At 68.1% G+C, this 26117-nt stretch carries 20 protein-coding genes; 2 read left to right on the forward strand and 18 right to left on the reverse strand.

The features are described 5' to 3' along the window. Positions 1–44 precede the first annotated feature (44 nt). The 9 genes from ACFV5N_RS08105 to rpsL all read right to left on the reverse strand — a co-directional run bounded on the left by ACFV5N_RS08105 (position 45) and on the right by rpsL (position 10060). The gene (locus ACFV5N_RS08105) at positions 45–1433 is read right to left on the reverse strand and encodes an ABC transporter substrate-binding protein (protein ID WP_385595665.1); all 1389 of its coding nucleotides are present in this window, start codon (positions 1431–1433) and stop codon (positions 45–47) included. A gap of 20 nt (positions 1434–1453) precedes the next feature. After that, the gene (locus tag ACFV5N_RS08110; protein ID WP_385595668.1) at positions 1454–2278 is read right to left on the reverse strand and encodes a carbohydrate ABC transporter permease; all 825 of its coding nucleotides are present in this window, start codon (positions 2276–2278) and stop codon (positions 1454–1456) included. Continuing rightward, positions 2275–3231 carry a carbohydrate ABC transporter permease gene (locus ACFV5N_RS08115; RefSeq protein WP_385595671.1) on the reverse strand — a complete coding sequence of 319 codons (957 nt, stop codon included), beginning with the start codon at positions 3229–3231 and terminating at the stop codon, positions 2275–2277. Before ACFV5N_RS08115 ends, ACFV5N_RS08110 begins: the two co-directional genes overlap by 4 nt. Before the next feature lie 201 nt (positions 3232–3432). After that, positions 3433–5130 (reverse strand): cation acetate symporter, encoded by a 1698-nt coding sequence (locus ACFV5N_RS08120; protein ID WP_385595674.1) that lies wholly within the window; start codon positions 5128–5130, stop codon positions 3433–3435. Further along, entirely contained in the window at positions 5127–5492 is a 366-nt protein-coding gene (locus ACFV5N_RS08125; RefSeq protein ID WP_385595676.1) for a DUF485 domain-containing protein, read from the reverse strand. Before ACFV5N_RS08125 ends, ACFV5N_RS08120 begins: the two co-directional genes overlap by 4 nt. Positions 5493–5692: 200 nt before the next feature. Further along, complete coding sequence (gene tuf / locus ACFV5N_RS08130) at positions 5693–6886, reverse strand: elongation factor Tu (RefSeq protein WP_385595679.1); 1194 nt, start codon at positions 6884–6886, stop codon at positions 5693–5695. A gap of 168 nt (positions 6887–7054) precedes the next feature. Next, entirely contained in the window at positions 7055–9178 is a 2124-nt protein-coding gene (fusA, locus tag ACFV5N_RS08135; RefSeq protein WP_385595682.1) for an elongation factor G, read from the reverse strand. A 36-nt stretch (positions 9179–9214) separates the two neighbouring features. Next, complete coding sequence (rpsG, locus tag ACFV5N_RS08140; protein ID WP_019433399.1) at positions 9215–9685, reverse strand: 30S ribosomal protein S7; 471 nt, start codon at positions 9683–9685, stop codon at positions 9215–9217. 3 nt (positions 9686–9688) lie between these two features. Next, positions 9689–10060 carry a 30S ribosomal protein S12 gene (rpsL, locus tag ACFV5N_RS08145; protein ID WP_026047363.1) on the reverse strand — a complete coding sequence of 124 codons (372 nt, stop codon included), beginning with the start codon at positions 10058–10060 and terminating at the stop codon, positions 9689–9691. Between the two features lie 275 nt (positions 10061–10335). On the opposite strand from rpsL, the gene ACFV5N_RS08150 reads away from it, so the two are divergent. Then, a complete protein-coding gene (locus ACFV5N_RS08150) occupies positions 10336–11376 on the forward strand; it encodes an LCP family protein (protein ID WP_385595685.1) in 1041 nt (346 codons plus the stop codon). Positions 11377–11454: 78 nt separating this feature from the next. Here ACFV5N_RS08150 and ACFV5N_RS08155 read toward each other — a convergent pair whose 3' ends face one another. The 8 genes from ACFV5N_RS08155 to dctA form a co-directional block, all read right to left on the reverse strand. Next, complete coding sequence (locus ACFV5N_RS08155) at positions 11455–15354, reverse strand: DNA-directed RNA polymerase subunit beta' (protein ID WP_385595711.1); 3900 nt, start codon at positions 15352–15354, stop codon at positions 11455–11457. A 92-nt stretch (positions 15355–15446) separates the two neighbouring features. Then, positions 15447–18932: a DNA-directed RNA polymerase subunit beta gene (gene rpoB, locus ACFV5N_RS08160; protein WP_385595688.1), complete on the reverse strand. Its 3486-nt coding sequence runs from the start codon at positions 18930–18932 to the stop codon at positions 15447–15449. 478 nt (positions 18933–19410) lie between these two features. Then, complete coding sequence (gene rplL, locus ACFV5N_RS08165) at positions 19411–19803, reverse strand: 50S ribosomal protein L7/L12 (protein ID WP_385595691.1); 393 nt, start codon at positions 19801–19803, stop codon at positions 19411–19413. An 88-nt stretch (positions 19804–19891) separates the two neighbouring features. Then, positions 19892–20452, reverse strand: a complete 561-nt coding sequence (gene rplJ / locus ACFV5N_RS08170; RefSeq protein WP_385595694.1) for a 50S ribosomal protein L10 — start codon at positions 20450–20452, stop codon at positions 19892–19894. 250 nt (positions 20453–20702) lie between these two features. Further along, positions 20703–21611, reverse strand: coding sequence for a hypothetical protein (locus ACFV5N_RS08175; RefSeq protein ID WP_385595697.1), 909 nt, complete (start codon positions 21609–21611; stop codon positions 20703–20705). A 140-nt stretch (positions 21612–21751) separates the two neighbouring features. Next, positions 21752–22468 carry a 50S ribosomal protein L1 gene (gene rplA / locus ACFV5N_RS08180; RefSeq protein WP_019433392.1) on the reverse strand — a complete coding sequence of 239 codons (717 nt, stop codon included), beginning with the start codon at positions 22466–22468 and terminating at the stop codon, positions 21752–21754. 75 nt (positions 22469–22543) lie between these two features. Beyond that, a complete protein-coding gene (rplK, locus tag ACFV5N_RS08185) occupies positions 22544–22978 on the reverse strand; it encodes a 50S ribosomal protein L11 (protein WP_019433391.1) in 435 nt (144 codons plus the stop codon). 151 nt (positions 22979–23129) lie between these two features. Continuing rightward, the gene (gene dctA, locus ACFV5N_RS08190) at positions 23130–24533 is read right to left on the reverse strand and encodes a C4-dicarboxylate transporter DctA (protein WP_385595702.1); all 1404 of its coding nucleotides are present in this window, start codon (positions 24531–24533) and stop codon (positions 23130–23132) included. Positions 24534–24636: 103 nt separating this feature from the next. Between dctA and ACFV5N_RS08195 the strand changes: the two genes are divergently transcribed. Then, the gene (locus ACFV5N_RS08195) at positions 24637–25566 is read left to right on the forward strand and encodes a TAXI family TRAP transporter solute-binding subunit (RefSeq protein WP_385595705.1); all 930 of its coding nucleotides are present in this window, start codon (positions 24637–24639) and stop codon (positions 25564–25566) included. A 12-nt stretch (positions 25567–25578) separates the two neighbouring features. On the opposite strand, the gene ACFV5N_RS08200 is transcribed toward ACFV5N_RS08195, so the two are convergent. Then, on the reverse strand, positions 25579–26117 hold a 539-nt coding region (locus ACFV5N_RS08200; protein ID WP_385595708.1), incomplete at its 5' end, for a sensor histidine kinase.

Raw genomic sequence — 26117 nt, forward strand, 5'->3', positions numbered from 1 at the left:
CCCCCGCGGTACGGGGGCGGCCACGCGGTGCGGGCGGTGCCGGGTCAGCCGACCGAGGCGTTGTACTCCTCGATCTTGCGGCTCACCTTGTCGGTGCCGGCGCTCAGCGCGTCGGCCGCCGGGGTGTCGGTGACCAGGGCCGCTTCCCAGGCTTCCTCGGCCGCCACCCGGGCCTCGGACATGACGCCCATCATGCAGCCGGCGGTGTTGACGTTGGTCTCGGAGCCGGCCAGCTGGTCGGCGGCGACCGAGAACTGCGGGTACTGGGCGGCCCGCTCGCTGGCCTCGGGGCCGTCGTAGCCCTCGGTGTTCACCGACAGGTAGCCGGTGCCGGCGTGCCACTTGGACTGGGCGGCGGGGGTCAGCAGGAACTGCACGAACTCCCAGGAGGCGCGGGTCTCGGCGTCGCTGTGTCCGGCGCCGTTGATCCACAGCGAGGCGCCGCCGATGATCGAGCCGGCCGGGTCGTCCGCGTGGATGAGCGGGAAGAAGCCCGCGCCGACCTCGAAGCCGGACTGTTCCAGGAAGCCGCCCATGGCGCCGGTGGACTCCAGGGTCATCGCGGCCCGGCCGGAGGTGAAGGCGGCCTGCGCGTCGTCGGTGCCGCGGCCGAGCGGCGCGGCGAGTTCGTCGTCGATCATGCCCTGCCACCACTCGACCAGTTCGACCACGTTCGGGTCGTCGAAGAGGACCTCGGTGGCCCGGCCCTCGCGGCCGTTGCCGCTGTCGCAGTAGGGGACGGCGGCGCGGGCCATGAACTGCTCGATGAACCAGCCGTACACGGCGGCGCCGAACCCGTACCGCTCCACCTGGCCGTTCGCGCCCCGGACGGTGAGCGCCTCGGCGTACTCCCGGATCCCGGCCAGGTCCTTCGGCGGCTGCTCGGGGTCCAGGCCCGCCTCCTCGAAGGCGTCCTTGTTGATGTACATGAGCGGGGTGGAGTTGTTGAACGGGAAGGACCGCAGCTCGCCGTCGACGGTGAAGTAGTTGAGCAGCGCGTCCTCGATCGGGCCGGTGTCGTAGCCGTCCTTGTCGACGAACGACTGGGCCGGCACGGTCTGCCCCGAGTCGATCATGAACTGGGTGCCCAGGTCGTAGATCTGCACGATGTTGGCGGTGTTGCCCTGCTGGATGGCCGCGCGGTGCTGCGCCAGGGTGGTGTCGTAGTCGCCCTGAAAGGAGCCGGTGACCTTGATCCGGCCCTCGTTCTCGGCGTTGAACTCCTCGATCAGGCCGTTCAGCACCTGGCCGTTGGTGCTGTCCATGCTGTGCCAGAACTCCACCTGCACGGGGCCGTCCTGGTCTTCCAGCGCCTCGGGGCCCGGGGCGCTCAGCGAGCCGCCGCCCTCGCTGTCGCCGCCGCACGCGGTGATGCTCAGACACAGGGCCGCGGCGCCGGCCACCAGCGCGGTACGGGTACGGGTTCTTCTCATGATCCGTGGGGTTCCCATCATCACTTGACTGCGCCCGCGGTGAGTCCGCGGACGATGAAGCGCTGCCCGAAGAGCACCAGCGCCAGGGTGGGGAGCACCGACAGGGCGGCGCCGGCCAGCCAGAGTCCGGGGTTGGCGGACTCGGCGTTGCGCAGGGAGTTGAGGCCGATCTGAAGCGTCTGCATCTCGGTGGTGCGCGTCATGATCAGCGGCCAGAAGTACATGTTCCAGGAGGTGATGAAGACGTAGACGCCCACCGCGCTCAGGGTCGGTTTGGACAGTGGCAGCAGGACGGTCCGGATGAAGCGCAGGTGTCCCATGCCGTCCACCCGGGCGGCGTCGCGCAGTTCGGTGGGGAACTGTCTGAAGCTCTGCCGCAGCAGGAAGGTGCCGAACGCGTAGGCGAGGAACGGCAGCACCAGGCCGGTGACCGTGTTGTGCAGGCCCCAGTCGGACAGCGTCAGATAGTTGGGGATGATCGTCGACTCGGAGGGCACCATCAGCGTGGACAGGAACAGCGCGAAGACGATGGCGCTGAACCGGAACCGCAGGAAGACGAAGGCGTAAGCCGCCAGTACCGAGGTGATCAGCTGGGCGAGGGTGATGATCCCGGCCATCAGCAGCGAGTTGCCGTACATCCGCACCAGCGGTACCGCGTCCAGGACCCGCTGGATGTTGTCCAGGTGGAACCCGGTGGGCACCAGCTGCGGCGGGAAGGTCGCCAGCTCCCTGGGCTGCATGAACGTTCCGGCGAACACGTAGTACACCGGGAACAGCACCGGGACCAGGGCCAGCAGCAGCACCGCGTACAGGGCGATCCGCCCCGCCACCACCCGCGCGCTCATGAGTAGTGCACCTTCCGCTCGATGACGCCGAACTGGAGCGCCGTACAGCCGAGGACCATCAGCAGCAGCACCAGCGCCTGCGCACTGGCCCGGCCGAAGTCGCTGGTGCCGTACGCGAAGGCGTACTCGTAGATCGAATAGACCAGGGTGGTGGTCGAGCCGACCGGGCCGCCCTGGGTGAGGATGTGGATCTGGCCGAAGCTCTGGAGGGCGTTGATCGTGGAGATCACCGCGAGGAAGAACAGCTGCGGCCCCAGCAGCGGCACCGTGATGTGCCAGGCCCGCCGGCCGCCCGTCGCGCCGTCCAGCAGCGCGGCCTCGTTCACCTCGCGCGGGATGGAGCCGACCCCCGCGGCCAGCACCAGCACGCCGTAGCCGAGGTTCATCCACACGGTGGTGAGGCTGACCGAGATCAGCGACCAGTCGGTGGAGTTCAGCCATTTCACCTGGCCGAGGCCCAGCTCGTACAGGATGCCGTTGAGGACGCCGGAGGCCGGGTTGTAGAAGACCGCGAAGATCACCGAGGCGCTGGCCACCGAGAAGGCGAACGGCAGGGCGAAGGCGCTGCGGAAGAACCGCTGCCCCCGGATGCCGGACTCCAGCAGCAGCACCACGGCGAGCGCGCCCAGCACCCCGGGGACGACCACCAGCAAGGTGAACAGCAAGGTGGTGACCAGGACCTTGCCGAAGTCGGCCGTCAGCAGTTCGGAGAAGTGGTCGAGGCCGACGAAGCGGGTGGGGCGGCCGATGATGTCGTTGCCGTGCATCGACAGATAGACGGTCCGGCCCAGCGGATAGAGCAGGAACAGCGCGAAGACGATCAGCGAGGGAGCGAGGAAGACCCAGGCCAGCAGGGTCTCTTTGCGGCGCTCGCGGACCGCCGTCCGTGGGGGCCCGGTGCGGGGCGGGGCCCCGCCGGGTCTGCCGTCCCGGCTTGTGGAGGATGAGGACACGCGAGGCAGCGTTGTCCCGGAAGGTGACGCCATCAGCACCTCAGGAATAACAGGAGTTCAACTGGTTCACTTGATCGGATGAAAGATGCCCGGGGGTCCGAGCGTTGACTCGGACCCCCGGGCATCGGGGTGCCGGACTTGCGGGGAAGCGCCCGGCTAGCTAGGGAAAGTCAGGTGCACGTCAGGTGCTTCCGGACCGTCTCAGTGCTTCGCCGCCCGCTCCGCGCCGGCCCCCGTCAGCGCGCGCACCTGGAGCCGGGCGAACTTCGCGTCGTCCCGCTCCTTCGACATCAGCGTGCCGACGATCGCGCACAGCAGGCCCAGCGGGATCGACACCAGCCCCGGGTTCTCCAGCGGGAACCAGGAGAAGTCCACCCCCTTGGGGAACAGCGAGGCGCTCTCCCCCGCCGCGTTGACCTTCCCCGACACCACCGGCGAGAAGAACACCAGGCCCACCGCGCTGATCAGACCGCCGTAGATGCCGGCCAGCGCGCCCGCCGTGTTGAACCGCTTCCAGAACAGGCTGAGCAGGATCGTCGGCAGATTGGCCGACGCCGCGATGGCGAACGCGAGACTCACCAGGAACGCCACGTTCAGGCTCTGCGCGAAGATCGCCAGCACCACGGCCACCACACCGACCCCGGCCGCCGCGAACCGCGCCACACGCACCTCCTCCTGCTCACTCGCCTTGCCCCGCCGCAGCACGCTGTTGTAGAAGTCGTGCGCCAGCGAGGACGACGAGGCGATGGTGAGGCCCGCCACCGTCGACAGAATGGCCGCGAACGCGGCCGCCGCGATCAGGGCCAGCAGCACGGCACCCAGGAAGTCGCCACCGAAATGGATGCCCACTGCCTCCGCCAGCTGGGGTGCCGCCGCGTTGCCCGCCGCGTCCTGCGCGGTGATCGCCTGGCTGCCCACCACGGCCGCCGCACCGAAGCCCAGGATCAGGGTGAAGACGTAGAAGGTGCCGATCAGCCCGATGCCCCAGTTGACGGACTTCCGCGCCGCCTTGGAGTCCGGAACCGTGTAGAAGCGGATCAGGATGTGCGGCAGACCGGCCGTCCCCAGCACCAGGGCGAGGCCCAGACTGATCAGGTCCAGCTTGTTCACCATGGTCTGCCAGGCGTCACCCGCCACCTCCACCCCGTACCGCTGACCGGGCTCCAGGAACACGTCCCCGACACCGCTGGCCCTCGCGGCGTCGTTCATCAGCGAGGCCGGGTTGAAGTCGTAGATGGCCAGCACCAGCAGGCACAGCAGGGCCGCGCCGGACATCAGCACCACGGCCTGGATGATCTGCACCCAGGTCGTGCCCTTCATCCCGCCGAACGTCACGTAGGCGATCATCAGCAGCCCCACGGTGACGATGCCGACGACCTTCGCCACGTCGGCGCTCATGCCCAGATACGTCTCACCCGGCGAGATCCCCAGCAGCAGTGCCACCAGGGCGCCCGCGCCGACCATCTGCGCCAGCAGGTAGAAGATCGACACCGTGAGCGTGGAGACCGAGGCGGCGGTGCGTACCGGCCGCTGCTTCATGCGGTACGACAGGACGTCCGCCATCGTGAACCGGCCGGAGTTCCGCAGCAGCTCGGCCACCAGCAGCAGCGCCACCAGCCAGGCCACCAGGAAACCGATGGAGTACAGGAAGCCGTCGTAGCCGAACAGCGCGATCATGCCGGCGATCCCGAGGAAGGACGCGGCCGACATGTAGTCGCTTCCGATCGCCAGACCGTTCTGCAAGCCGGAGAACGACCGGCCGCCGGAGTGGAAGTCGGCCGCCGACTTCGTCTGGCGCCCGGCCCGGATCGTGACCCACAAGGTGGCGGCCGTCATCAGGGTGAACAGGATGATGGTGATCAGCCGGCCTTCGGCGGACACCTCGGCTGCCAGATTCATGACCGCGCCTCCCCGTCGAGTTCCTCACGCAGCTCGTCCGCCAGCGGATCGAGCCGGCGATTGGCGTACCGGGAGTAAAGGATCGCGATACCGAACGTCATCACGAACTGCAGCAGCCCGAAGACCAGCGCCACATTGACGCTGCCGATCACCTTGGTCGACATCACGCCACGCGCGTAGCCGGTCATCAGGACGTACAGCAGATAAAAGAGAAAGAACGAAATGCTGGCCGGCACCACGAAGCGCAGCAACCGGGCGCGCAGTTCCTGGAACCGGGGGTCGTCGTGCATCGTGACCGAGCGGGTTTCCAGGTCATCGCCGGGCGGTTCGCCGGCATCGGGAACGGGTTGCGTCGTCGTCATCGACGGGCTCCTGTGGGTCGGTCGGGGGCTGAGCGGCCCCAAATGTAAGGAGGGTCACACTCACCCCACAGCGACCAGGACCCGGACACTCGGCGAACGGTCGAAATACGCGCCGAACGGCTTACCCTTCCGCACACACGACCGGGGCCCGCCCCCACCATGCGGTGGAAACGGGCCCCGGTGCGCGGGTAGGACTCAGGTCACTTCTTGATCTTGGTGACCTGGCCGGCGCCGACGGTCCGGCCACCCTCACGGATGGCGAACTTCAGGCCTTCCTCCATGGCGACCGGCTGGATCAGCTGGACGCTCATCTCGGTGTTGTCGCCCGGCATGACCATCTCGGTGCCCTCGGGGAGGGTCACCACACCGGTCACGTCGGTGGTACGGAAGTAGAACTGCGGACGGTAGTTGTTGAAGAACGGGGTGTGACGGCCACCCTCGTCCTTCGACAGGATGTACGCCGTCGCCTCGAACTCCGTGTGCGGGGTGACCGAGCCCGGCTTGATGATGACCTGGCCGCGCTCGACGTCCTCGCGCTTGACACCGCGGAGCAGCAGACCGACGTTCTCACCGGCCTGACCCTCGTCCAGCAGCTTCCGGAACATCTCGATCCCGGTCACCGTGGTGGTGGTCTTCTCTTCCTTGATGCCGATGATGTCGACGGTCTCGTTGACCTTCAGGACACCACGCTCGATACGGCCGGTGACGACCGTACCGCGACCGGTGATCGTGAAGACGTCCTCGATCGGCATCAGGAACGGCTTGTCCACGTCACGCTCGGGCTGCGGGATGGCCTCGTCGACGGCCTTCATCAGGTCGAGGACGGACTGACCCCACTCCTTGTCGCCCTCCAGCGCCTTCAGCGCGGAGACCTTCACGACCGGGGTGTCGTCGCCGGGGAACTCGTACTCGTTGAGCAGCTCCCGGACCTCGAGCTCGACGAGCTCCAGGATCTCCTCGTCGTCCACCATGTCGGCCTTGTTCAGGGCGACAACGATGTACGGAACGCCGACCTGGCGGGCCAGGAGCACGTGCTCCTTGGTCTGCGGCATCGGGCCGTCGGTGGCGGCCACGACCAGGATGGCGCCGTCCATCTGGGCAGCACCGGTGATCATGTTCTTGATGTAGTCGGCGTGACCCGGGCAGTCGACGTGAGCGTAGTGCCGGCTCTCCGTCTGGTACTCGACGTGCGCGATGGAGATGGTGATACCGCGCTGGCGCTCCTCGGGAGCCTTGTCGATCTGGTCGAAGGCCGAGGCCTCGTTCAGGTCGGGGTACGCGTCGTGCAGCACCTTGGTGATCGCCGCGGTAAGAGTGGTCTTACCGTGGTCGATGTGACCGATGGTGCCGATGTTGACGTGCGGCTTAGTCCGCTCGAACTTCGCCTTCGCCACTGGGGTCCTCCTGTGGACTGGTGCTGTACGCCCCCGCACGGTGCGGGGGTTCCAGGTGGTCGTACCGAACCGGCCAGGACCCCTAGGGGGACGCCCTAGACCAGTTCGCTTATCAGGGCTGGTGCGGGGGCGAAATGCCCCCTATACCGTGGTGCTCCAGCTTAAGGGTTATTCGCCCTTGGCCTTCGCGATGATCTCCTCGGCGACGTTCCGCGGAACCTCACCGTAGGAATCGAACTGCATGCTGTAGCTCGCGCGACCCGAGGTCTTGCTGCGCAGGTCGCCGACGTACCCGAACATCTCCGACAGCGGAACCAGGGCCTTGACGACCTTGGCGCCACTACGGTCCTCCATGGCCTGGATCTGGCCACGGCGGGAGTTCAGGTCACCGATCACATCGCCCATGTAGTCCTCGGGCGTGGTGACCTCGACGGCCATCAGAGGCTCCAGCAGCACCGGACCGGCCTTCCGCGCGGCCTCCTTGAACGCCTGGATACCGGCGGTCTTGAAGGCCATCTCGGAGGAGTCCACGTCGTGGTACGCACCGTCGAGCAGGATCACCTTGACACCCGTCAGCGGGTAGCCGGCGAGCACGCCGAACTCCATCGCTTCCTGGGCGCCCGCGTCCACCGAAGGGATGTACTCCTTGGGGATGCGGCCACCGGTGACCTTGTTCTCGAACTCGTAGCCGTCGCCCTCCAGAGGCTCCAGGGAGATCTGGACCTTGGCGAACTGGCCGGAGCCACCGGTCTGCTTCTTGTGCGTGTAGTCGTGCTTCTCGACGACCTTCCGCAGGGTCTCCCGGTAGGCGACCTGCGGCTTGCCGACGTTGGCCTCGACCTTGAACTCACGGCGCATCCGGTCGACCAGCACGTCGAGGTGGAGCTCGCCCATCCCCTTGATGATGGTCTGGCCGGTGTCCTCGTTGGTGGCGACCTGGAAGGACGGGTCCTCCTCGGCCAGCCGCTGGATGGCGACACCCAGCTTCTCCTGGTCACCCTTGGTCTTGGGCTCGATGGCGACCTCGATGACCGGGGCCGGGAAGTCCATCGACTCCAGGATGACCTGGTGGGTCGCGTCGGACAGCGTCTCACCGGTGGTGGTCTGCTTCAGACCCATCACCGCGACGATGTCGCCGGCGCCCACCCGCTCGATCTCCTCACGCTTGTTGGCGTGCATGCGGTAGATCTTGCCGATGCGCTCCTTGCGGCCCTTGACCGAGTTGAGCACCTGGGTGCCCGCGGTCAGGACGCCGGAGTAGACCCGGATGAAGGTCAGCTTGCCGAGGTGCGGGTCGCTGGCGATCTTGAACGCCAGGGCCGCCAGCGGCTCGTCCTCCGAAGGCTTCCGGGTGACGACCTCCTCGGGGTCCTTCGGGGAGTGACCCTCGACGGCCTCGATGTCCAGCGGCGTGGGCAGGTAACGCACCACGGCGTCCAGCAGGGGCTGCACGCCCTTGTTCTTGAACGCGGTACCGCAGAAGACCGGGGTGACGGTGGTCGCGTCGGCGCCACCGGTGGAGGCCAGGGTGATCCGGCGGATGGCGGCATACAGCTGCTCCTCGGTGGGCTCCTCGCCCTCCAGGTACAGCTCCATGACCTCCTCGTCGTTCTCCGCGACGGCCTCGATCAGCTTGGCCCGGTACTCCTCGGCCTGCTCCACGTAGTCGGCCGGGATGTCGACGGTGTCGTACATCTCGCCCAGCTTCGTGTCCTCGGACCAGACCAGGGCCTTGTTCTTCACGAGGTCGATGACGCCCTTGAAGTCCGCCTCGGCCCCGATGGGGAGCTGCATGACCAGCGGCACGGCGTTCAGCCGGTCCACGATCATGTCCACGCAACGCAGGAAGTCCGCGCCGGTGCGGTCGAGCTTGTTGACGAAGCAGATCCGCGGTACGCCGTACCGGTCCGCCTGCCGCCAGACGGTCTCGGACTGCGGCTCCACACCCGCGACACCATCGAAGACCGTGACCGCGCCGTCGAGCACGCGCAGCGAACGCTCCACCTCGACCGTGAAGTCGACGTGACCGGGGGTGTCAATGATGTTGATGGTGTGGTCGACGCCATCGAGCGGCCAGTGACAGGTGGTCGCGGCGGACGTGATCGTGATGCCGCGTTCCTGCTCCTGCGCCATCCAGTCCATCGTGGCAGCACCGTCGTGGACTTCACCGATCTTGTAGCTCACACCGGTGTAGAACAGGATGCGCTCGGTGGTCGTCGTCTTGCCCGCGTCGATGTGGGCCATGATCCCGATGTTGCGGACCTTGGCCAGGTCAAGTGAAGTGGTAGCCATAAGGCTTCAGTTCTCTCGGTCTCGATGGGGAAGCGACTACCAGCGGTAGTGCGCGAAGGCCTTGTTGGACTCGGCCATCTTGTGGGTGTCCTCGCGCTTCTTGACGGACGCGCCGAGGCCGTTGGAGGCGTCGAGCAGTTCGTTCATCAGGCGCTCGGTCATGGTCTTCTCGCGGCGTGCCCGCGAGTAGCCCACGAGCCAGCGCAGCGCGAGGGTGGAGGAACGGCCGGGACGCACCTCGACCGGCACCTGGTAGGTGGCGCCACCGACCCGGCGGGAGCGGACCTCGAGGGTCGGCTTCACATTCTCCAGGGCACGCTTCAGCGTGATGACCGGGTCGTTGCCGGTCTTGTCCCGCAGACCCTCCATGGCGCCGTAGACGATGCGCTCGGCGGTGGAGCGCTTGCCGTTCAGCAGCACCTTGTTGATCAGGGAGGTCACCAGAGGAGAGCCGTAGACCGGGTCGACGTGGACCGGGCGCTTCGGGGCAGGGCCCTTACGAGGCATTGCTTACTTCTCCTTCTTGGCGCCGTAGCGGCTGCGGGCCTGCTTGCGGTTGCGGACACCCTGGGTGTCCAGCGAACCACGGATGATCTTGTAACGGACACCCGGCAGGTCCTTCACACGGCCACCGCGCACCAGCACGATGGAGTGCTCCTGAAGGTTGTGGTTCTCGCCCGGGATGTAGGCGGTGACCTCGATCCCGCTGCTGAGCTTCACACGGGCCACCTTGCGCAGCGCCGAGTTCGGCTTCTTCGGCGTAGTGGTGAACACACGCGTGCAGACGCCACGGCGCTGGGGGGACCCATTGAGCGCGGGCGTCTTGTTCTTCTCGACCTTGTCCTGCCGGCCCTTGCGGACCAGCTGCTGGATCGTTGGCACCATTTCTCCAGTTCTGTGTGCCGACTCGTCAAGCTAACCTGGAACACGGCGACCGACCCACGCGGTCGGGCGTGTCGGAGACTGCATGACCCCCGCGAGAGCGCGGGAAGAGAACGCAGATCCCGGAGTTCCGACTGACGCCCCGCGAAAAAGAGCGCACGGAACACCCCAGGCACAAGGTCTGAGCGTACCTACCCCACGGCCAACGGTCAAAACCACTCTCTCCGGCCACCGACACCCCGGGGAATTCCTGTGATGTACCGCACACTTGCTCCATGGACACCCGTACGGAGCCGGCCGGGGAGATAACCGCCGGCACACCGGCCCCGCGCCCCCGACGCCGCCGCTGGCCCCGCGTACTGCTCGCCGTGCTCGCCGCCGGCCTTCTCGCCCTCCTCGCCGGTGCCGGCTGGCTCTACCACCGCACCGAGCAGGCCCTGTCCAGCATCGACCGCATCCCCGACGCCCTGCCCACCCTCCCCGAGGCGCGACAGCCCGCCCGCGCCCCCGAGGCCGCCGACGCCCAGCTCTACCTGCTGGTCGGCCTGGACGCCCGCACCACCCCCACCACGGCGGAATCCCCCGACGGCGTCCCCGGCTGGCAGGCCGGCGCCGCCCGCAGCGACACCATGATGCTGCTCCAGATCGCCGCCGACCGGAAGACCGCCTCCCTGGTCTCCCTCCCCCGCGACACCTGGACCGAGATCCCCGGCCACGGCGAGGCCAAGCTGAACGCCGCCTACTCCTGGGGCGGCCCGGCGCTGATGGTGGAGACCGTCCAGAACCTCACCGGGCTGCGGATCGACCATCTCGCGGTCATCGACTGGACCGGCTTCCGCGCCCTCACCGACGCGGTCGGCGGCGTCACCGTCGACGGCACCCGCCTGGACGGGACGGCAGCGCTGGAGTACGTCCGCGAACGCACGTCCCTCCCCGAGGGCGATCTCGACCGCACCCGCCGCCAGCAGAACTTCCTGCGCGCCCTGCTCTCCCAGACCCTGTCCGCCGGCACCCTCACCGACCCCGGCCGGCTCACCGGGCTGCTGGACACCATCGGCGAGGTGATCAGCGTCGACGACCGGCTCAGCAACGGCGATCTGCGCGACCTCGCCTGGGAGCTGCGCGCGGTGCGCGCCGCCGACATCGCCTTCATGAACGCCCCGGTGAGCGGCACCGCCATGGTCGCCGGGCAGTCCGTCGTCCTCCTCGACGAGGAAGCCGCGGCCCCGCTGTGGCAGGCGATGCGCGAGGACACCATGGCCGACTTCCTCGCCTCCGACGCGGCCCCCGCCACCCTCGGCGACACCGTCCGCTGACACCGCCCGCCCCCGCATACGCCGCCGGGCGGCTCCCCCCGAAGGGGAAGCCGCCCGGCATGCGCGCGTACGACCGGCTCAGCCCTGGTAGGGGCCGTAGTCGTAGTCCTCCAGCGGAACCGCCTGGCCGGAGCCCGTGCCGAAGGGGGAGTAGTCGATGTCGTCGTAGCCGACAGCCGAGTACATCGCCGCCTTCGCCTCCTCGGTCGGCTCCACCCGGATGTTGCGGTACCGGGCCAGGCCCGTACCGGCCGGGATGAGCTTACCGATGATCACGTTCTCCTTGAGGCCGATCAGGGAGTCCGACTTGGCGTTGATCGCCGCGTCGGTGAGCACCCGGGTCGTCTCCTGGAAGGACGCCGCCGACAGCCACGACTCGGTGGCCAGCGACGCCTTGGTGATCCCCATCAGCTGCGGACGGCCGGAGGCCGGGTGACCGCCCTCCGCCACCACGCGGCGGTTCTCGCTCTCGAACTTCGAGCGCTCCACCAGCTCACCGGGCAGCAGCTCCGCGTCGCCCGACTCGATGATCGTCACCCGGCGCAGCATCTGCCGGACGATGATCTCGATGTGCTTGTCGTGGATGGCCACACCCTGCGAGTTGTAGACCTTCTGGACCTCGCCGACCAGGTAGATCTGGACGGCGCGCTGGCCCAGGATCCGCAGCACGTCGTGCGGGTTGGCCGCACCGAGGGTCAGCGGCTGGCCGACCACCACGTGATCGCCCTCGCCGACCAGCAGACGGGTCCGCTTGGAGACCGGGTAGGAGGTCTCGTCGGTGCCGTCGTCCGGCGTGACGATGACCTTCTTGGTCTTCTCGGTCTCCTCGATGCGCACCCGGCCGGCCGACTCGGAGATCGGCGCGACACCCTTGGGCTGGCGGGCCTCGAACAGCTCGACCACACGCGGCAGACCCTGGGTGATGTCCTCACCCGCCACACCACCGGTGTGGAAGGTCCGCATCGTCAGCTGGGTACCGGGCTCACCGATCGACTGGGCGGCGATGATGCCGACCGCCTCGCCGATGTCCACCAGCTTGCCGGTGGCCAGCGAACGCCCGTAGCACATGGCGCAGGTGCCGACCGCCGACTCACAGGTGAGCACGGAGCGGGTCTTGACCGTCTGGACGCCGTGCCGCACCAGCTCGTCGATGAGCACGTCGCCCAGGTCGGTACCGGCCGGGGCCAGCACCTTGCCGTCGACGACGATCTCCTCGGCGAGGCAGCGCGCGTACACGCTGGACTCGACGTTGTCGGCCTTGCGCAGCACACCGTCGGCACCCTTGGCCGCGATGTCCAGCTTGAGGCCGCGCTCGGTGCCGCAGTCCTCCTCGCGGATGATGACGTCCTGCGAGACGTCCACCAGACGCCGGGTGAGGTACCCGGAGTCGGCGGTACGCAGGGCGGTGTCCGCCAGACCCTTACGGGCACCGTGCGTGGAGATGAAGTACTCCAGCACGGACAGGCCCTCGCGGAAGGACGCCTTGATCGGACGCGGGATGGTCTCGTTCTTCGCGTTGGACACCAGACCACGCATACCCGCGATCTGACGCATCTGCATCATGTTTCCGCGGGCCCCGGAGTCCACCATCATGAAGATGGGGTTGGTCTTCGGGAAGTTCTCGTTCATGGTCTCGGCGACCTCGTTGGTCGCCTTGGTCCAGATCGCGATGAGCTCCTGCGTGCGCTCGTCCTTGGTGATCAGACCGCGCTCGTACTGCTTCTGGATCTTCTCGTCCTGGGCCTCGTAGTTCGCGATGATCTGCTTCTTGGCATCGGGAACGACGATGTCGGAGACCGCGACGGTGACACCGGAGCGGGTCGCCCAGTAGTAACCGGCGGACTTCAGGTTGTCCAGGGTGGCGGCGACGACGACCTTGGGGTAGCGCTCGGCCAGGTCGTTGACGATCTGGGAGAGCTGCTTCTTGCCCACCGAGCCGTCGACGAACGGGTAGTCCTCGGGCAGCAGCTCGTTGAAGAGCGCGCGGCCCAGGGTGGTGCGCATCCGGAAGCTGTCGCCCGGCTGCCACTCGGCCTCGCCCTCGGCCGGGGCCGGCGGGGTCCAGCCCCGGGGCGGCACCGAGCCGATCGGGAAGCGGATGTCGATCTTCGCCTGGAGCGACAGCTCCCCGGCGTCGAACGCCATGATCGCCTCGGCGGTGGACGCGAAGGACCGGCCCTCGCCGCGGACCTCCCGCTCCTCCTCGTCGGTGGTGAGGAAGAACAGGCCCAGCACCATGTCCTGGGTGGGCATGGTCACCGGCCGGCCGTCGGCCGGCTTGAGGATGTTGTTCGAGGACAGCATCAGGATGCGGGCCTCGGCCTGCGCCTCCGCCGACAGCGGCAGGTGGACGGCCATCTGGTCGCCGTCGAAGTCCGCGTTGAAGGCGGTGCACACCAGCGGGTGGATCTGGATGGCCTTGCCCTCGACCAGCTGCGGTTCGAAGGCCTGGATGCCCAGCCGGTGCAGGGTCGGGGCGCGGTTCAGCAGCACCGGGTGCTCGGCGATGACCTCTTCGAGGACGTCGTACACCACGGTGCGCTGGCGCTCGACCATGCGCTTGGCCGACTTGATGTTCTGCGCGTGGTTCAGGTCGACCAGGCGCTTCATCACGAACGGCTTGAACAGCTCCAGCGCCATCGCCTTGGGCAGACCGCACTGGTGCAGCTTCAGCTGGGGGCCGACGACGATCACGGAACGGGCCGAGTAGTCGACGCGCTTGCCCAGCAGGTTCTGCCGGAAGCGGCCCTGCTTGCCCTTGAGCATGTCGGACAGCGACTTCAGCGGACGGTTGCCGGGACCGGTGACCGGCCGGCCGCGGCGGCCGTTGTCGAACAGCGCGTCGACGGCCTCCTGCAGCATCCGCTTCTCGTTGTTCACGATGATCTCGGGGGCACCGAGGTCGAGCAGCCGCTTGAGGCGGTTGTTCCGGTTGATGACCCGGCGGTACAGGTCGTTCAGGTCGGAGGTCGCGAAGCGGCCACCGTCCAGCTGCACCATCGGACGCAGGTCCGGCGGGATCACCGGGACGCAGTCCAGCACCATGCCCTTGGGGCTGTTGCTGGTCTGGAGGAACGCGGAGACGACCTTCAGCCGCTTGAGGGCGCGGGTCTTCTTCTGGCCCTTGCCGGTGCGGATGATCTCCCGCAGCCGGGCGGCCTCCTCGTCGAGGTCGAAGGTCTCCAGGCGCTTCTGGAGCGCCGCGGCGCCCATCGAGCCGTCGAAGTAGGTGCCGAAGCGGTCGCGCAGCTCACGGTAGAGCAGCTCGTCGCCCTCCAGGTCCTGGACCTTGAGGTTCTTGAAGCGGTTCCACACCTCGTCCAGGCGGTCGATCTCGCGCTGGGCGCGGTCGCGCAGCTGCTTCATCTCCCGCTCGGCGCCTTCGCGCACCTTGCGGCGGACGTCCGCCTTGGCGCCCTCGGCCTCCAGCTCGGCGAGGTCCGACTCCTGCTTCTTGGCGCGGGCCTCCAGGTCGGCGTCGCGGCGCTGCTCGATCTGCTGGCGCTCGACGGAGACGTGCGCCTCCAGCGAGGGCAGGTCCCGGGTGCGGCGCTCCTCGTCCACGTACGTGATCATGTACGCGGCGAAGTAGATGACCTTCTCCAGGTCCTTCGGCGCCAGGTCCAGCAGGTAGCCGAGCCGCGAGGGCACGCCCTTGAAGTACCAGATGTGGGTGACGGGAGCGGCCAGCTCGATGTGGCCCATCCGCTCACGGCGCACCTTGGCGCGGGTCACCTCGACGCCGCAGCGCTCACAGATGATGCCCTTGAAGCGGACGCGCTTGTACTTGCCGCAGTAGCACTCCCAGTCCCGGGTCGGGCCGAAGATCTTCTCGCAGAAGAGGCCGTCCTTCTCGGGCTTGAGGGTGCGGTAGTTGATGGTCTCCGGCTTCTTGACCTCGCCGTGAGACCACTGACGGATGTCGTCAGCGGTGGCCAGGCCGATCCGCAGTTCGTCGAAGAAGTTGACGTCGAGCACTCTCGTCAATCCCTCTCAGTGTCGTGAGTCAATGGTCTGTCGGGGTCCGGGTGGGGGGACCGGAAGGGCGCGGGCCCTTCCGGTCGGGCCCGTCAGACCTCTTCGACGCTGCTCGGCTCGCGCCGGGACAGGTCGATGCCAAGCTCCTCCGCCGCGCGGAAGACGTCCTCATCGGTGTCACGCATCTCGATGGACATACCGTCCGAGGACAGCACCTCCACATTGAGGCAGAGCGACTGCATCTCCTTGATGAGCACCTTGAAGGACTCGGGAATGCCGGGCTCGGGGATGTTCTCGCCCTTGACGATGGCCTCGTAGACCTTCACGCGGCCGGTCACGTCGTCGGACTTGATGGTCAGCAGCTCCTGGAGCGCGTAGGCGGCGCCGTACGCCTCCAGGGCCCACACCTCCATCTCACCGAAGCGCTGGCCACCGAACTGGGCCTTACCGCCGAGCGGCTGCTGGGTGATCATGGAGTACGGACCGGTCGAGCGGGCGTGCAGCTTGTCGTCGACCAGGTGGTGCAGCTTGAGGATGTACATGTAGCCGACCGAGATCGGGTCCGGGAACGGCTCGCCGGAGCGGCCGTCGTACATCCGGGCCTTGCCGGTGGGCAGCACCAGCCGGTCGCCGTCGCGGTTGGGGATGGTGGACTCGAAGAGCCCGGCCATCTCGTCCTCGCGGGCACCGTCGAACACCGGGGTGGCGACGTTGGTGCCGGGGGCGACCTCGTCGGCGCCGATCGCGGCGAGCCGCTGCTGCCACTCCTCCTCGGTGCCCTCCACCTTCCAGCCCTGCGAGGCGAGCCACCCGAGGTGGATCTCCAGCACCTGGCCGGGGTTCATCCGGGAGGGGACACCCAGCGGGTTGAGGATGATGTCGACCGGGGTGCCGTCCTCCAGGAAGGGCATGTCCTCGACGGGGAGGATCTTGGAGATGACACCCTTGTTGCCGTGCCGGCCGGCCAGCTTGTCGCCGTCGGTGATCTTGCGCTTCTGCGCGACGTACACCCGCACCAGCTGGTTGACGCCCGGGGGCAGCTCGTCGCCCTCGTCGCGGTCGAAGACGCGCACCCCGATGACCTTGCCGGTCTCGCCGTGCGGCACCTTCAGCGAGGTGTCACGCACCTCGCGGGCCTTCTCGCCGAAGATCGCGCGCAGCAGCCGCTCCTCGGGGGTCAGCTCGGTCTCGCCCTTCGGGGTGACCTTGCCGACCAGGATGTCGCCGGCCTCGACCTCGGCACCGATGCGGATGATGCCGCGGTCGTCCAGGTCGGCGAGCACCTCCTCGGAGACGTTCGGGATGTCCCGGGTGATCTCCTCGGGGCCCAGCTTGGTGTCGCGGGCGTCGACCTCGTGCTCCTCGATGTGGATCGAGGAGAGGACGTCGTCCTGCACCAGACGCTGGGAGAGGATGATCGCGTCCTCGTAGTTGTAGCCCTCCCACGGCATGAACGCGACCAGCAGGTTCTTGCCGAGCGCCATCTCACCGCGGTCGGTGGAGGGGCCGTCGGCGATGACCTGGCCGGCCACCACGCGCTCGTTCTCCTCGACCAGGACCTTCTGGTTGACGCAGGTGCCCTGGTTGGAGCGGGTGAACTTCGACAGCCGGTGCGTGACGTGGGTGCCGTCGTCGTTGGCGATGGTCACGTAGTCGGCGGAGACGTCGGAGATGACGCCGTTCTGCTCGGCCCGGATGACATCGCCCGCGTCGGTGGCGCAGCGGTACTCCATGCCGGTGCCGACCAGCGGCGCCTCGGCGTTGATCAGCGGCACCGCCTGGCGCATCATGTTCGAGCCCATGAGCGCGCGGTTGGCGTCGTCGTGCTCCAGGAACGGGATCATGGCGGTCGCGACCGACACCATCTGGCGCGGCGAGACGTCCATGTAGTCGACCTCGCTGCCGGGGATGTAGTCGATCTCCCCGCCACGGCGGCGCACCAGGACGCGGGCCTCGGCGAACCGGTAGTCGTCGGTCAGCTTGGCGTTGGCCTGCGCGATGACGAAGCGGTCCTCCTCGTCGGCGGTCAGGTAGTTCACCTCGTCGGTGACCACACCGTCGACGACCTTGCGGTACGGGGTCTCCACGAAACCGAAGGCGTTGATCCGCGCGAACGCCGCCAGCGAGCCGATCAGACCGATGTTCGGGCCTTCGGGGGTCTCGATGGGGCACATGCGGCCGTAGTGCGAGGGGTGCACGTCACGGACTTCCAGACCGGCCCGCTCACGGCTCAGACCACCGGGGCCCAGCGCGTTGAGGCGACGCTTGTGGGTCAGCCCGGAGAGCGGGTTGGTGTGGTCCATGAACTGCGACAGCTGGCTGGTGCCGAAGAACTCCTTGATGGAGGCGACGACCGGCCGGATGTTGATCAGCGTCTGCGGCGTGATGGCCTCGACGTCCTGCGTGGTCATGCGCTCGCGGACCACCCGCTCCATCCGGGCCAGACCGGTGCGGATCTGGTTCTGGATCAGCTCGCCGACGTTGCGCAGGCGGCGGTTGCCGAAGTGGTCGATGTCGTCGGTCTCGACGATGATCGTCCGCCCGCTGGGGGAGACGGTCTCGGTCTCACCGGCGTGCAGCCGGACCAGGTACTTGATCGTGGCGACGATGTCCTCGACCGTGAGGACGCCGGCGTCCAGCGGCTCGTCGCCGCCCAGCTTCTTGTTGATCTTGTACCGGCCGACCTTGGCCAGGTCGTACCGCTTCGGGTTGAAGTACAGGTTCTCCAGCAGGGTCTGCGCGGCCTCGCGGGTCGGCGGCTCGCCCGGACGGAGCTTGCGGTAGATGTCCAGCAGCGCGTCGTCCTGGCCCTGGGTGTGGTCCTTCTCCAGGGTGGCCCGCATCGACTCGTACTCGCCGAACTCCTCCAGGATCTGGTCGGAGGTCCAGCCGAGGGCCTTCAGCAGCACGGTGACGGACTGCTTGCGCTTGCGGTCGATGCGCACGCCGACCATGTCGCGCTTGTCGATCTCCATCTCCAGCCAGGCACCCCGGGACGGGATGATCTTGGCGGAGAAGAGGTCCTTGTCCGACGTCTTGTCGATCGTGCTGTCGAAGTAGGCGCCGGGGGAACGGACCAGCTGCGTGACGACGACACGCTCGGTGCCGTTGATGCAGAAGGTGCCCTTGTCGGTCATGAGCGGGAAGTCGCCCATGAAGACCGTCTGGGACTTGATCTCGCCGGTCTCGTTGTTGGTGAACTCGGCGGTGACGAAGAGCGGCGCGGCGTAGGTGAAGTCGCGCTCCTTGCACTCCTCGATGGAGTTCTTCGGCGGCTCGAACCGGTGGTCGCGGAAAGTCAGGGACATCGACCCGGAGAAGTCCTCGATCGGGGAGATCTCCTCGAAGATCTCCTCCAGACCGGACTTGGTGGGGACGTCCTGCCCACTCTCCAGCGCGGCCTCGACGCGACCCTTCCAGGCGTCGTTGCCGAGCAGCCAGTCAAAGCTCTCGGTTTGCAGCGCCAGAAGGTTCGGAACCTCGAGAGGCTCCTTGATCTTCGCAAAAGAGACACGCAGTGGTGCGGTGCTGGTGCCATTAGTCGTACTGGTTGTCGAGGCATTGCGCGAGGCGGCCAAGAGGGGGTCCTTCCGAGGGCTCGGACTCTCTGCGCGCATACCCGCCCCCCTGGTGACGGGCAGGAGGCAGCTAGGCAGCGCAAAGGGTCAGTGTAGTCACAAGACCCACTGATGTCCAATGCCTCCGCCACACCAACAAGGCGCCACCCTCGCTGTACCCTCGCGCCCGCTTCCGGCTGCCTCGGTCGCCGGGTGCGGACCCGTCTGCCGCAACCTTTCCCGCTTCGCCAGCGATCCATGCCTCGATTCAGGGACCGATGTGCGACGCGACCTGAGAATCGCGTGCCGGGAGCAGTTCGTCAAGGCCCCCGAAGGGCCTGTCGACAACCGAAGATCACCATACCTGCCGATCGCGTCAGGTGGCCAAGTCGTCACCACAACGCCGAAGGGCGACCACCCGACTGGGTGATCGCCCTCGGTTGAGTCATGTGGACTCAGGGTGACCCCGGAGGATCAGCGGGTCAGCAGACCCGGTAGGTCACTTGACCTCGACGGAGGCGCCGGCGCCCTCGAGGGACTCCTTGGCCTTCTCCGCGGCGTCCTTCGCGACCTTCTCCAGAACCGGCTTCGGCGCGTTGTCGACCAGGTCCTTGGCCTCCTTCAGGCCCAGCGAGGTCAGCTCACGCACGACCTTGATGACCTGGATCTTCTTGTCACCGGCGCCGGTCAGGACGACGTCGAACTCGTCCTTCTCCTCGGCGGCCTCGGCGGCGCCACCGGCACCACCGGGGGCGGCGACGGCAACGGCGGCCGGGGCGGCGGCCTTGACGTCGAACTTCTCCTCGAACGCCTTGACCAGCTCGGAGAGCTCGATCAGGGTCAGGTCCTCGAACTGCTCCAGCAGCTCTTCCTGGGTCAGCTTGGTCGCCATGGTGGGCGGTCCTTCCACTAAGTCGGCTGGTGCCGGGATGATGTTTCTCGGCGGGCGTTCGCGGGCCCGCTGTGACCGAACGCCGTGATTACTCGGCGGACTCGGCCTCGGCGGGAGCCGGCGTACCGGCACCGCCCTGCTCGACCTTCTCGCGCAGCGCGTCCATGGTGCGGACGAACTCCGTGAGCGGGGCCTGGAAGGTCGCCGCGGCCTTGGCCATGGACGCCTTCATGTTGCCGGCCAGCTTGGCGAGCAGCACCTCGCGGGACTCGAGGTCCGCGAGCTTGTTGATCTCGTCGGCGCTGAGCGCGTTGCCGTCGAGAACACCGCCCTTGATCACCAGGGCGGGGTTGGCCTTCGCGAAGTCGCGCAGACCCTTCGCCGCCTCCACCGGGTCACCGGTGATGAAGGCGACCGCCGTCGAGCCCGTGAGGTGCTCGTCCAGCTCCGCGATCCCGGCCTCGTTGGCCGCGATCTTGGTCAGCGTGTTCTTCGTCACGTGGTACTGAGTGTTCTCACCGAGAGAACGGCGCAGGTCCTTCAGCTGCGCCACGGTGAGACCGGTGTACGCGGTGACAACCGCCGCGTTGGAGTTCTCGAACTTCTCCTTGATCTCCGCGACGGCTGTGACCTTGTCGGGGCTCGCCATGAACCTCGGCCCTCCTTCCGGGATGTCGGACCGCACGGAAGGGGCTGTACACAACAAACGCCCCGGCGCAGGCGCACGGGGCAGACTTCGAGAACACGGTCTTCCACAGTCACCTGCGCAGGTCGCCCGCGATCAGCGGATCCTTCGGCCACCCTGTCCGGAGACACGGCGACAACCAGCGGTCTTTGGCTTCCGTGGAAGATTACGCGAACACGTTCGGGTCAGGCAAATCGGCTGCCCGCGGCGGACCTCAGATGCCGGCGCCCATCATCTGCAGCAGCTCCACGAAGTCGACGACCTCACCGGCCGGCGGGGCCTCCGCGTTCACCTCGGCACCGAAGTTGCTGTAGGTGGTCTCCTGCTCGGCCGGGCCCATCGCGGTGTCGTAGGACTGGCTCACCTTGACCGGGAAGTCGTCCTCGTTGAGCCAGACCTCCAGCTCGTAGAACTCGGTGCCCTGCTCGCTCAGCAGGTCGAGCAGGGAGGCGCGCTCCTCCTCGCTCAGCCCGTCGAAGGTGCCCTGGAGCTCGTAGACGTCCTCGATCGCCAGGGTGCCCTTGTAGTGGTTGACGGTGGCGCCGTCCAGCTCCTCCTCGCCGATCCACTCGACGTCCTCGGACTCCAGCAGCATCGCCATCTGCTCGGCCGGGCTCTGCGCGCCCTGGTCCATGGAGGTGGACAGCACGGTGCCCAGCGCGTCCTCGCCCGCCTCCTCCAGGAGAGCCACCAGGTCCATGGCCATCCACGGCCGGCCGTCCGCCTCGGCGGCGAACTGCGGGCCCAGGTTCATGTACATCACGCCGTCGACCCACACGACGTCGACCTCGCCGGAGCCGCCGAGCGCGGAGCCGAACTCGTCGCCGGTCATCACCGCGGTCATCTCGATACCGTCCGCCCAGGACAGCGTTCCGTCGAGGACCGCCTCGCTACCGGCCTGCCGGCTGACGGTGACGACATCGGCCGAGGTGATCTCCTCGGTGGTCTGTGCCGCCGCCGTCAGCGCCTCGAAGGCACTGCGCGCGGAGGTGCCGGAGCCGGCCTCGTTGTCGCCGCCGTTGCCCTGGGCGTCCGAACCGCCGTTGTCGCTGCCGCATGCCGCCGTGCCGGCCAGCAGCGCCGCGGTGGCGACTCCCAGCAGTGCCTTGCGAACGGGACGCATGTCATCCCCCACAATCGGTTGGAACTCGCTTTACCCAACCGACACTAACCGGTAGGACTGTCATGCAAGAGGCCCGTCCCGGCTCTGTGACAGAGCTGGGACGGGCCTTTGCCGTACCTGCGACCGGCCGGCCGTCACGATCAGACGGCGGGCTCCTCCTCCAGGAGGTTGCGGGTGCGGTTGGGGTCGACGGGAACGCCGGGGCCCATGGTGGTGGTGAAGGTCGCCTTCTTCACGTACCGGCCCTTGGCGGCGGCCGGCTTCAGCCGGGTGACCTCTTCGAGGGCCGCGGCGTAGTTCTCCACCAGCTGGGCGTCGGAGAAGGACGCCTTGCCGATGATGAAGTGGAGGTTGGCGTGCTTGTCCACCCGGAACTCGATCTTGCCGCCCTTGATCTCGGTGACGGCCTTGGCGACATCCGGGGTGACGGTGCCGGTCTTCGGGTTCGGCATCAGACCACGCGGACCGAGCACGCGGCCCAGCCGGCCGACCTTGCCCATCAGGTCCGGGGTCGCCACCACGGCGTCGAAGTCCAGGCGGCCCTTGGAGACCTCGTCGATCAGTTCGTCCGAGCCGACGATGTCGGCGCCGGCGGCTTCCGCGGCCGCGGCACGGTCACCGGTCGCGAAGACCAGGACCCGGGCGGTCTTGCCGGTGCCGTGCGGGAGGTTCACGGTGCCACGCACCATCTGGTCCGCCTTGCGGGGGTCGACACCCAGCCGCATGGCGACCTCGACGGTCGCGTCGAACTTCTGCGAAGAGGTCTCCTTGGCGAGCCGGACGGCCTCCAGGGGGGCGTACAGCCGCTCCCGGTCGATCTTGGCGTCCGCGCCGCGGTAGTTCTTGCTGCGCTTCACTGCTGCTCCTCAAATGCTGATGCTGCGGAGTCGTGGTCCGGGCCAGCGCCTGGCCCTGCCACGGTGGTACGGGGCTCAGCCCTCGACGGTGACACCCATGGAACGCGCGGTGCCCTCGATGATCTTCGAGGCGGCGTCCAGGTCGTTGGCGTTGAGGTCGGGGAGCTTGGTGGTGGCGATCTCCCGGACCTGGGCGGCCGTGATCTTGGCGACCTTGGTCTTGTGGGGCTCGCCGGAGCCCTTCTCCACACCCGCGGCCTTGAGGATCATCTTCGCGGCCGGCGGGGTCTTGGTGATGAAGGTGAAGGAACGGTCCTCGTAGACCGTGATCTCCACCGGGATCACCCAGCCACGCTGCGACTCGGTCGCCGCGTTGTAGGCCTTGCAGAACTCCATGATGTTGACGCCGTGCTGGCCCAGCGCCGGGCCGACCGGCGGCGCCGGGTTGGCGGCGCCGGCCTGGATCTGGAGCTTGATCAGCCCCGTGACCTTCTTCTTCTTGGGAGGCATGCTCTCTCCGGGTCAGTGAGTGAGAGGTTGTGGCCCCCGGCGGCGGACGGACGGGATCGCTGGAAACCGGACATCATCCATACGGAGGCATACCGCACCACGATATCGGGTACGGCGATGCCGCCCAAATCCGCCGCCGGGGACCGGGAGGTCAGGCGCCGCGGTCCGCGGTCTCCTTCTGCGGCTCGGTCTCCCCGCGGGCGGCGTCCGTGGCCGAAGTGGTGGCGCCCAGCGCCTCCTGCTTCATGAGTTCGTCCACGTCGACGGTCTGCGGGTTGTCCAGCACGTACTTCAGCCGGTCGCGGTCCAGGTCACCGGTCCAGCGGGCGATCGCCAGCGTACCGATGCCGTTGCCGGTCAGGTTGGTCAGCGCGCGGCCCTCGCTCATGAAGCGGTCGATGCCGACGATCAGCGCGATGCCCGCCACCGGGATCACCGAGTCGAAGGCGGCCAGCGAGGCGGCCAGGGTGACCAGGCCCGCGCCGGAGACGCCCGCGGCACCGTTGGAGGAGATCAGCATGAAGACCAGCAGGCCGATCTGGGTCCAGATGGACACGTCCACGCCGAAGGCCTGCGCGATGAACAGCGCGCCCATGGACATGTAGATCGCGGTGCCGTCCAGGTTGAAGGAGTACCCGGTCGGGATGGTCATGCCCACCACGTGCTTGGGCGTACCGGCCGCCTCCAGCTTGGTCATCATGCGCGGCAGCACGGTCTCGGAGGACGAGGTGCCCAGCACGATGAGCAGTTCGTCCTTGATGTAGCGGACGTACTTCACCAGGCTGAAGCCGGTCATCCGGCAGACCACGCCCAGCACCAGCGTGATGAACAGCAGACAGGTGACCCAGAACGAGATCATGAACGAGGCCAGCGAGCCCAGGATCGCGCTGCCGTGCTCGCCGATGGTGAAGGCCATCCCGCCCATGGCGCCCAGCGGCGCGACCCACATGACCAGCTTGATGACGCCGAACATGGTCTTGGCGAAGGTGTCCAGACCGCGCACCATGCCCTCGGCCCGCGAGCCCAGCATGCTCAGCGCCACCGCGACCAGGATGGCCAGCAGCAGCACCTGGAGCAGCTTGCCCTCGACGAACGCGCTGGCGAAGGAGGTCGGGACCAGGTCCAGGACGAACCCGGAGAAGCCGGAGTCGGTCGCACCGGCCGACTCGATGGTGGCGTCCGCGGCCGAGGTGTCGAAGGACTCGATGTCGTAGCCGAGACCGGAGCCCGGCTGCCAGATGTTGATCACGACCAGGCCGATGGCCAGGGCGAAGACGGTGGTGATGTTGAAGTACAGCACCGTCTTCAGTGCCAGGCCGCCCGCCTTGGCGAGGTTGCCCATACCGGCGATGCCCACCACCACCGTGGCGAAGATGGTCGGCGCGATCACCACCTTCACCAGCTTGATGAAGAGGTCGGCCAGCCACTTCATGTCGGCGCCCACCCCGGGCGCCGCGAGTCCTATGCCGATGCCGATACTGATGCCGACCAGCACCCAGAAGTAAAGGTGCTGGTAGATCCGCTTCTTCGGTTTTGCGGCCGGAGCTTTCGTCATGGGTCGTCCATCCCTGTGACTGTTAATCTGTGGATCGCATCACAGTGCGGGCGAGCAGGCGTCGCAGCAACGCATCGGGAAAGAATTTGGGGTTGATCTGACATTGGGGTCGCCGCGCGGGATCTCCAGGCGCGCGCTGCTGCTGGCCGGTCCACTGGGACTGACGGCGGGCATGTGCGGCGCCGGCCCCGTGCTCGGCATCGACCGGCTCAAGCTCGCCACCGGACCCGACGGCGCCACCTACCGCGAATCCGGCGCCGCCCTGGCCGCGCTGTGGAACGACGCGCTGGGCCGGGACGCCGTGGAGGTCGTCTTCACCGAGGCGTCGGTCGACAATCTGCGGCTGCTGCTGGCGGAGGAGGTCGACCTCGCCTACGCCAACGTGGACGTGCTGCGCCCGCACGACGGTGAGATGTCCGCCCTGCTGCGGATCTTCGACTCGGTGGTGCACCTGGTCACGCTGCGGGACAGCGGGCTGCGCACCCTCGGCGACCTCGCCGGGCGGCCGGTCGCCTGCGGACTGCCCGGCTCGGGCACCCGGTTCACCGGCCAGCGGCTGATGGACGCCGCCCGGGTCGAGGTGGACGTCCGCGACCTCGGCCAGCAGGAGGCCGCCCGGGCGCTGGTGGACGGCCGGGTGGACGCGGTGTTCTCGCTCACCGCGATGCCCACCCCCGCCATCTCCTGGCTGCTGGAGCACGCGCCGCCGCTGCACTTCGTGGACCTGGCCGCCGAGGCGGAGGCCATGCGCTCCGCGCACCCCGGGGAGTATCTGCCGGTGACGATCTCCGGCACCGTCTACCCGGAGGTCGCCACCACCGTGACCCTGGCCGTCCCCACCCTGATCGCGGTGCGCGCCGGCTTCCCCGAGGACGCGGCGCGGTTCTTCACCCGGACCACGGTGGAGGGCGCCGACGTGCTCGCCAGGAGCCGGCCCGAGGCGTACCAGATCAACCCGCGCACCGCCGCCGCCACCGTGCCCATCGCCCTGCACCCGGGCGCGGCCGGCTGGTTCCGGTCCGCGAAGCTGTGACCGGCGGCGGTGTCAGCCGCCCGTCCGCCTCACCACCGGCAGCCGCACCGCCACCCGCAGCCCGTGCGGGGCCCGCTCCTCCAGCCGCACCTCGCCGCCCACGTCCTCCACCACGTCGTGGATGATCGCCAGGCCCAGCCCGGTGCCCCGGACGTTCTGGTGGCGCGGCGCCCGCCAGAACCGGCCGCGGGCCGCCTCCCGCTCCTCGGCGGTCAGGCCGGTGCCGTCGTCGGTGACGACCACCGTGCCGAAGGCCCCGTCCGGGTCCACCGACGCGGTCACCGTCACCGTGCTGCCGCCCGAGAGCCAGGCGGCGTTGTCCACGAGTTCGTCGAGCACCGCGACCAGACCGCCGGGCGGCTGCCGAACCGCCAGCCCCGGCGGCGGCTCGGTCACCCACAGCGTGAGGCCGTGCTCCCCGGTGACCGCCTCCCAGTGCGGCCGGCCGGTGACGAAGACCCGGTGCAGCGTCCACGCCTCGCTGTCGCGCACCCGCTCCCGGCTGGCCGCCGCCGTGGCGGCCAGCATCGCCTCGAACAACTCCCCCATCC

The organism is Streptomyces sp. NPDC059853, from assembly GCF_042731495.1.
GTDB lineage: Bacteria > Actinomycetota > Actinomycetes > Streptomycetales > Streptomycetaceae > Streptomyces.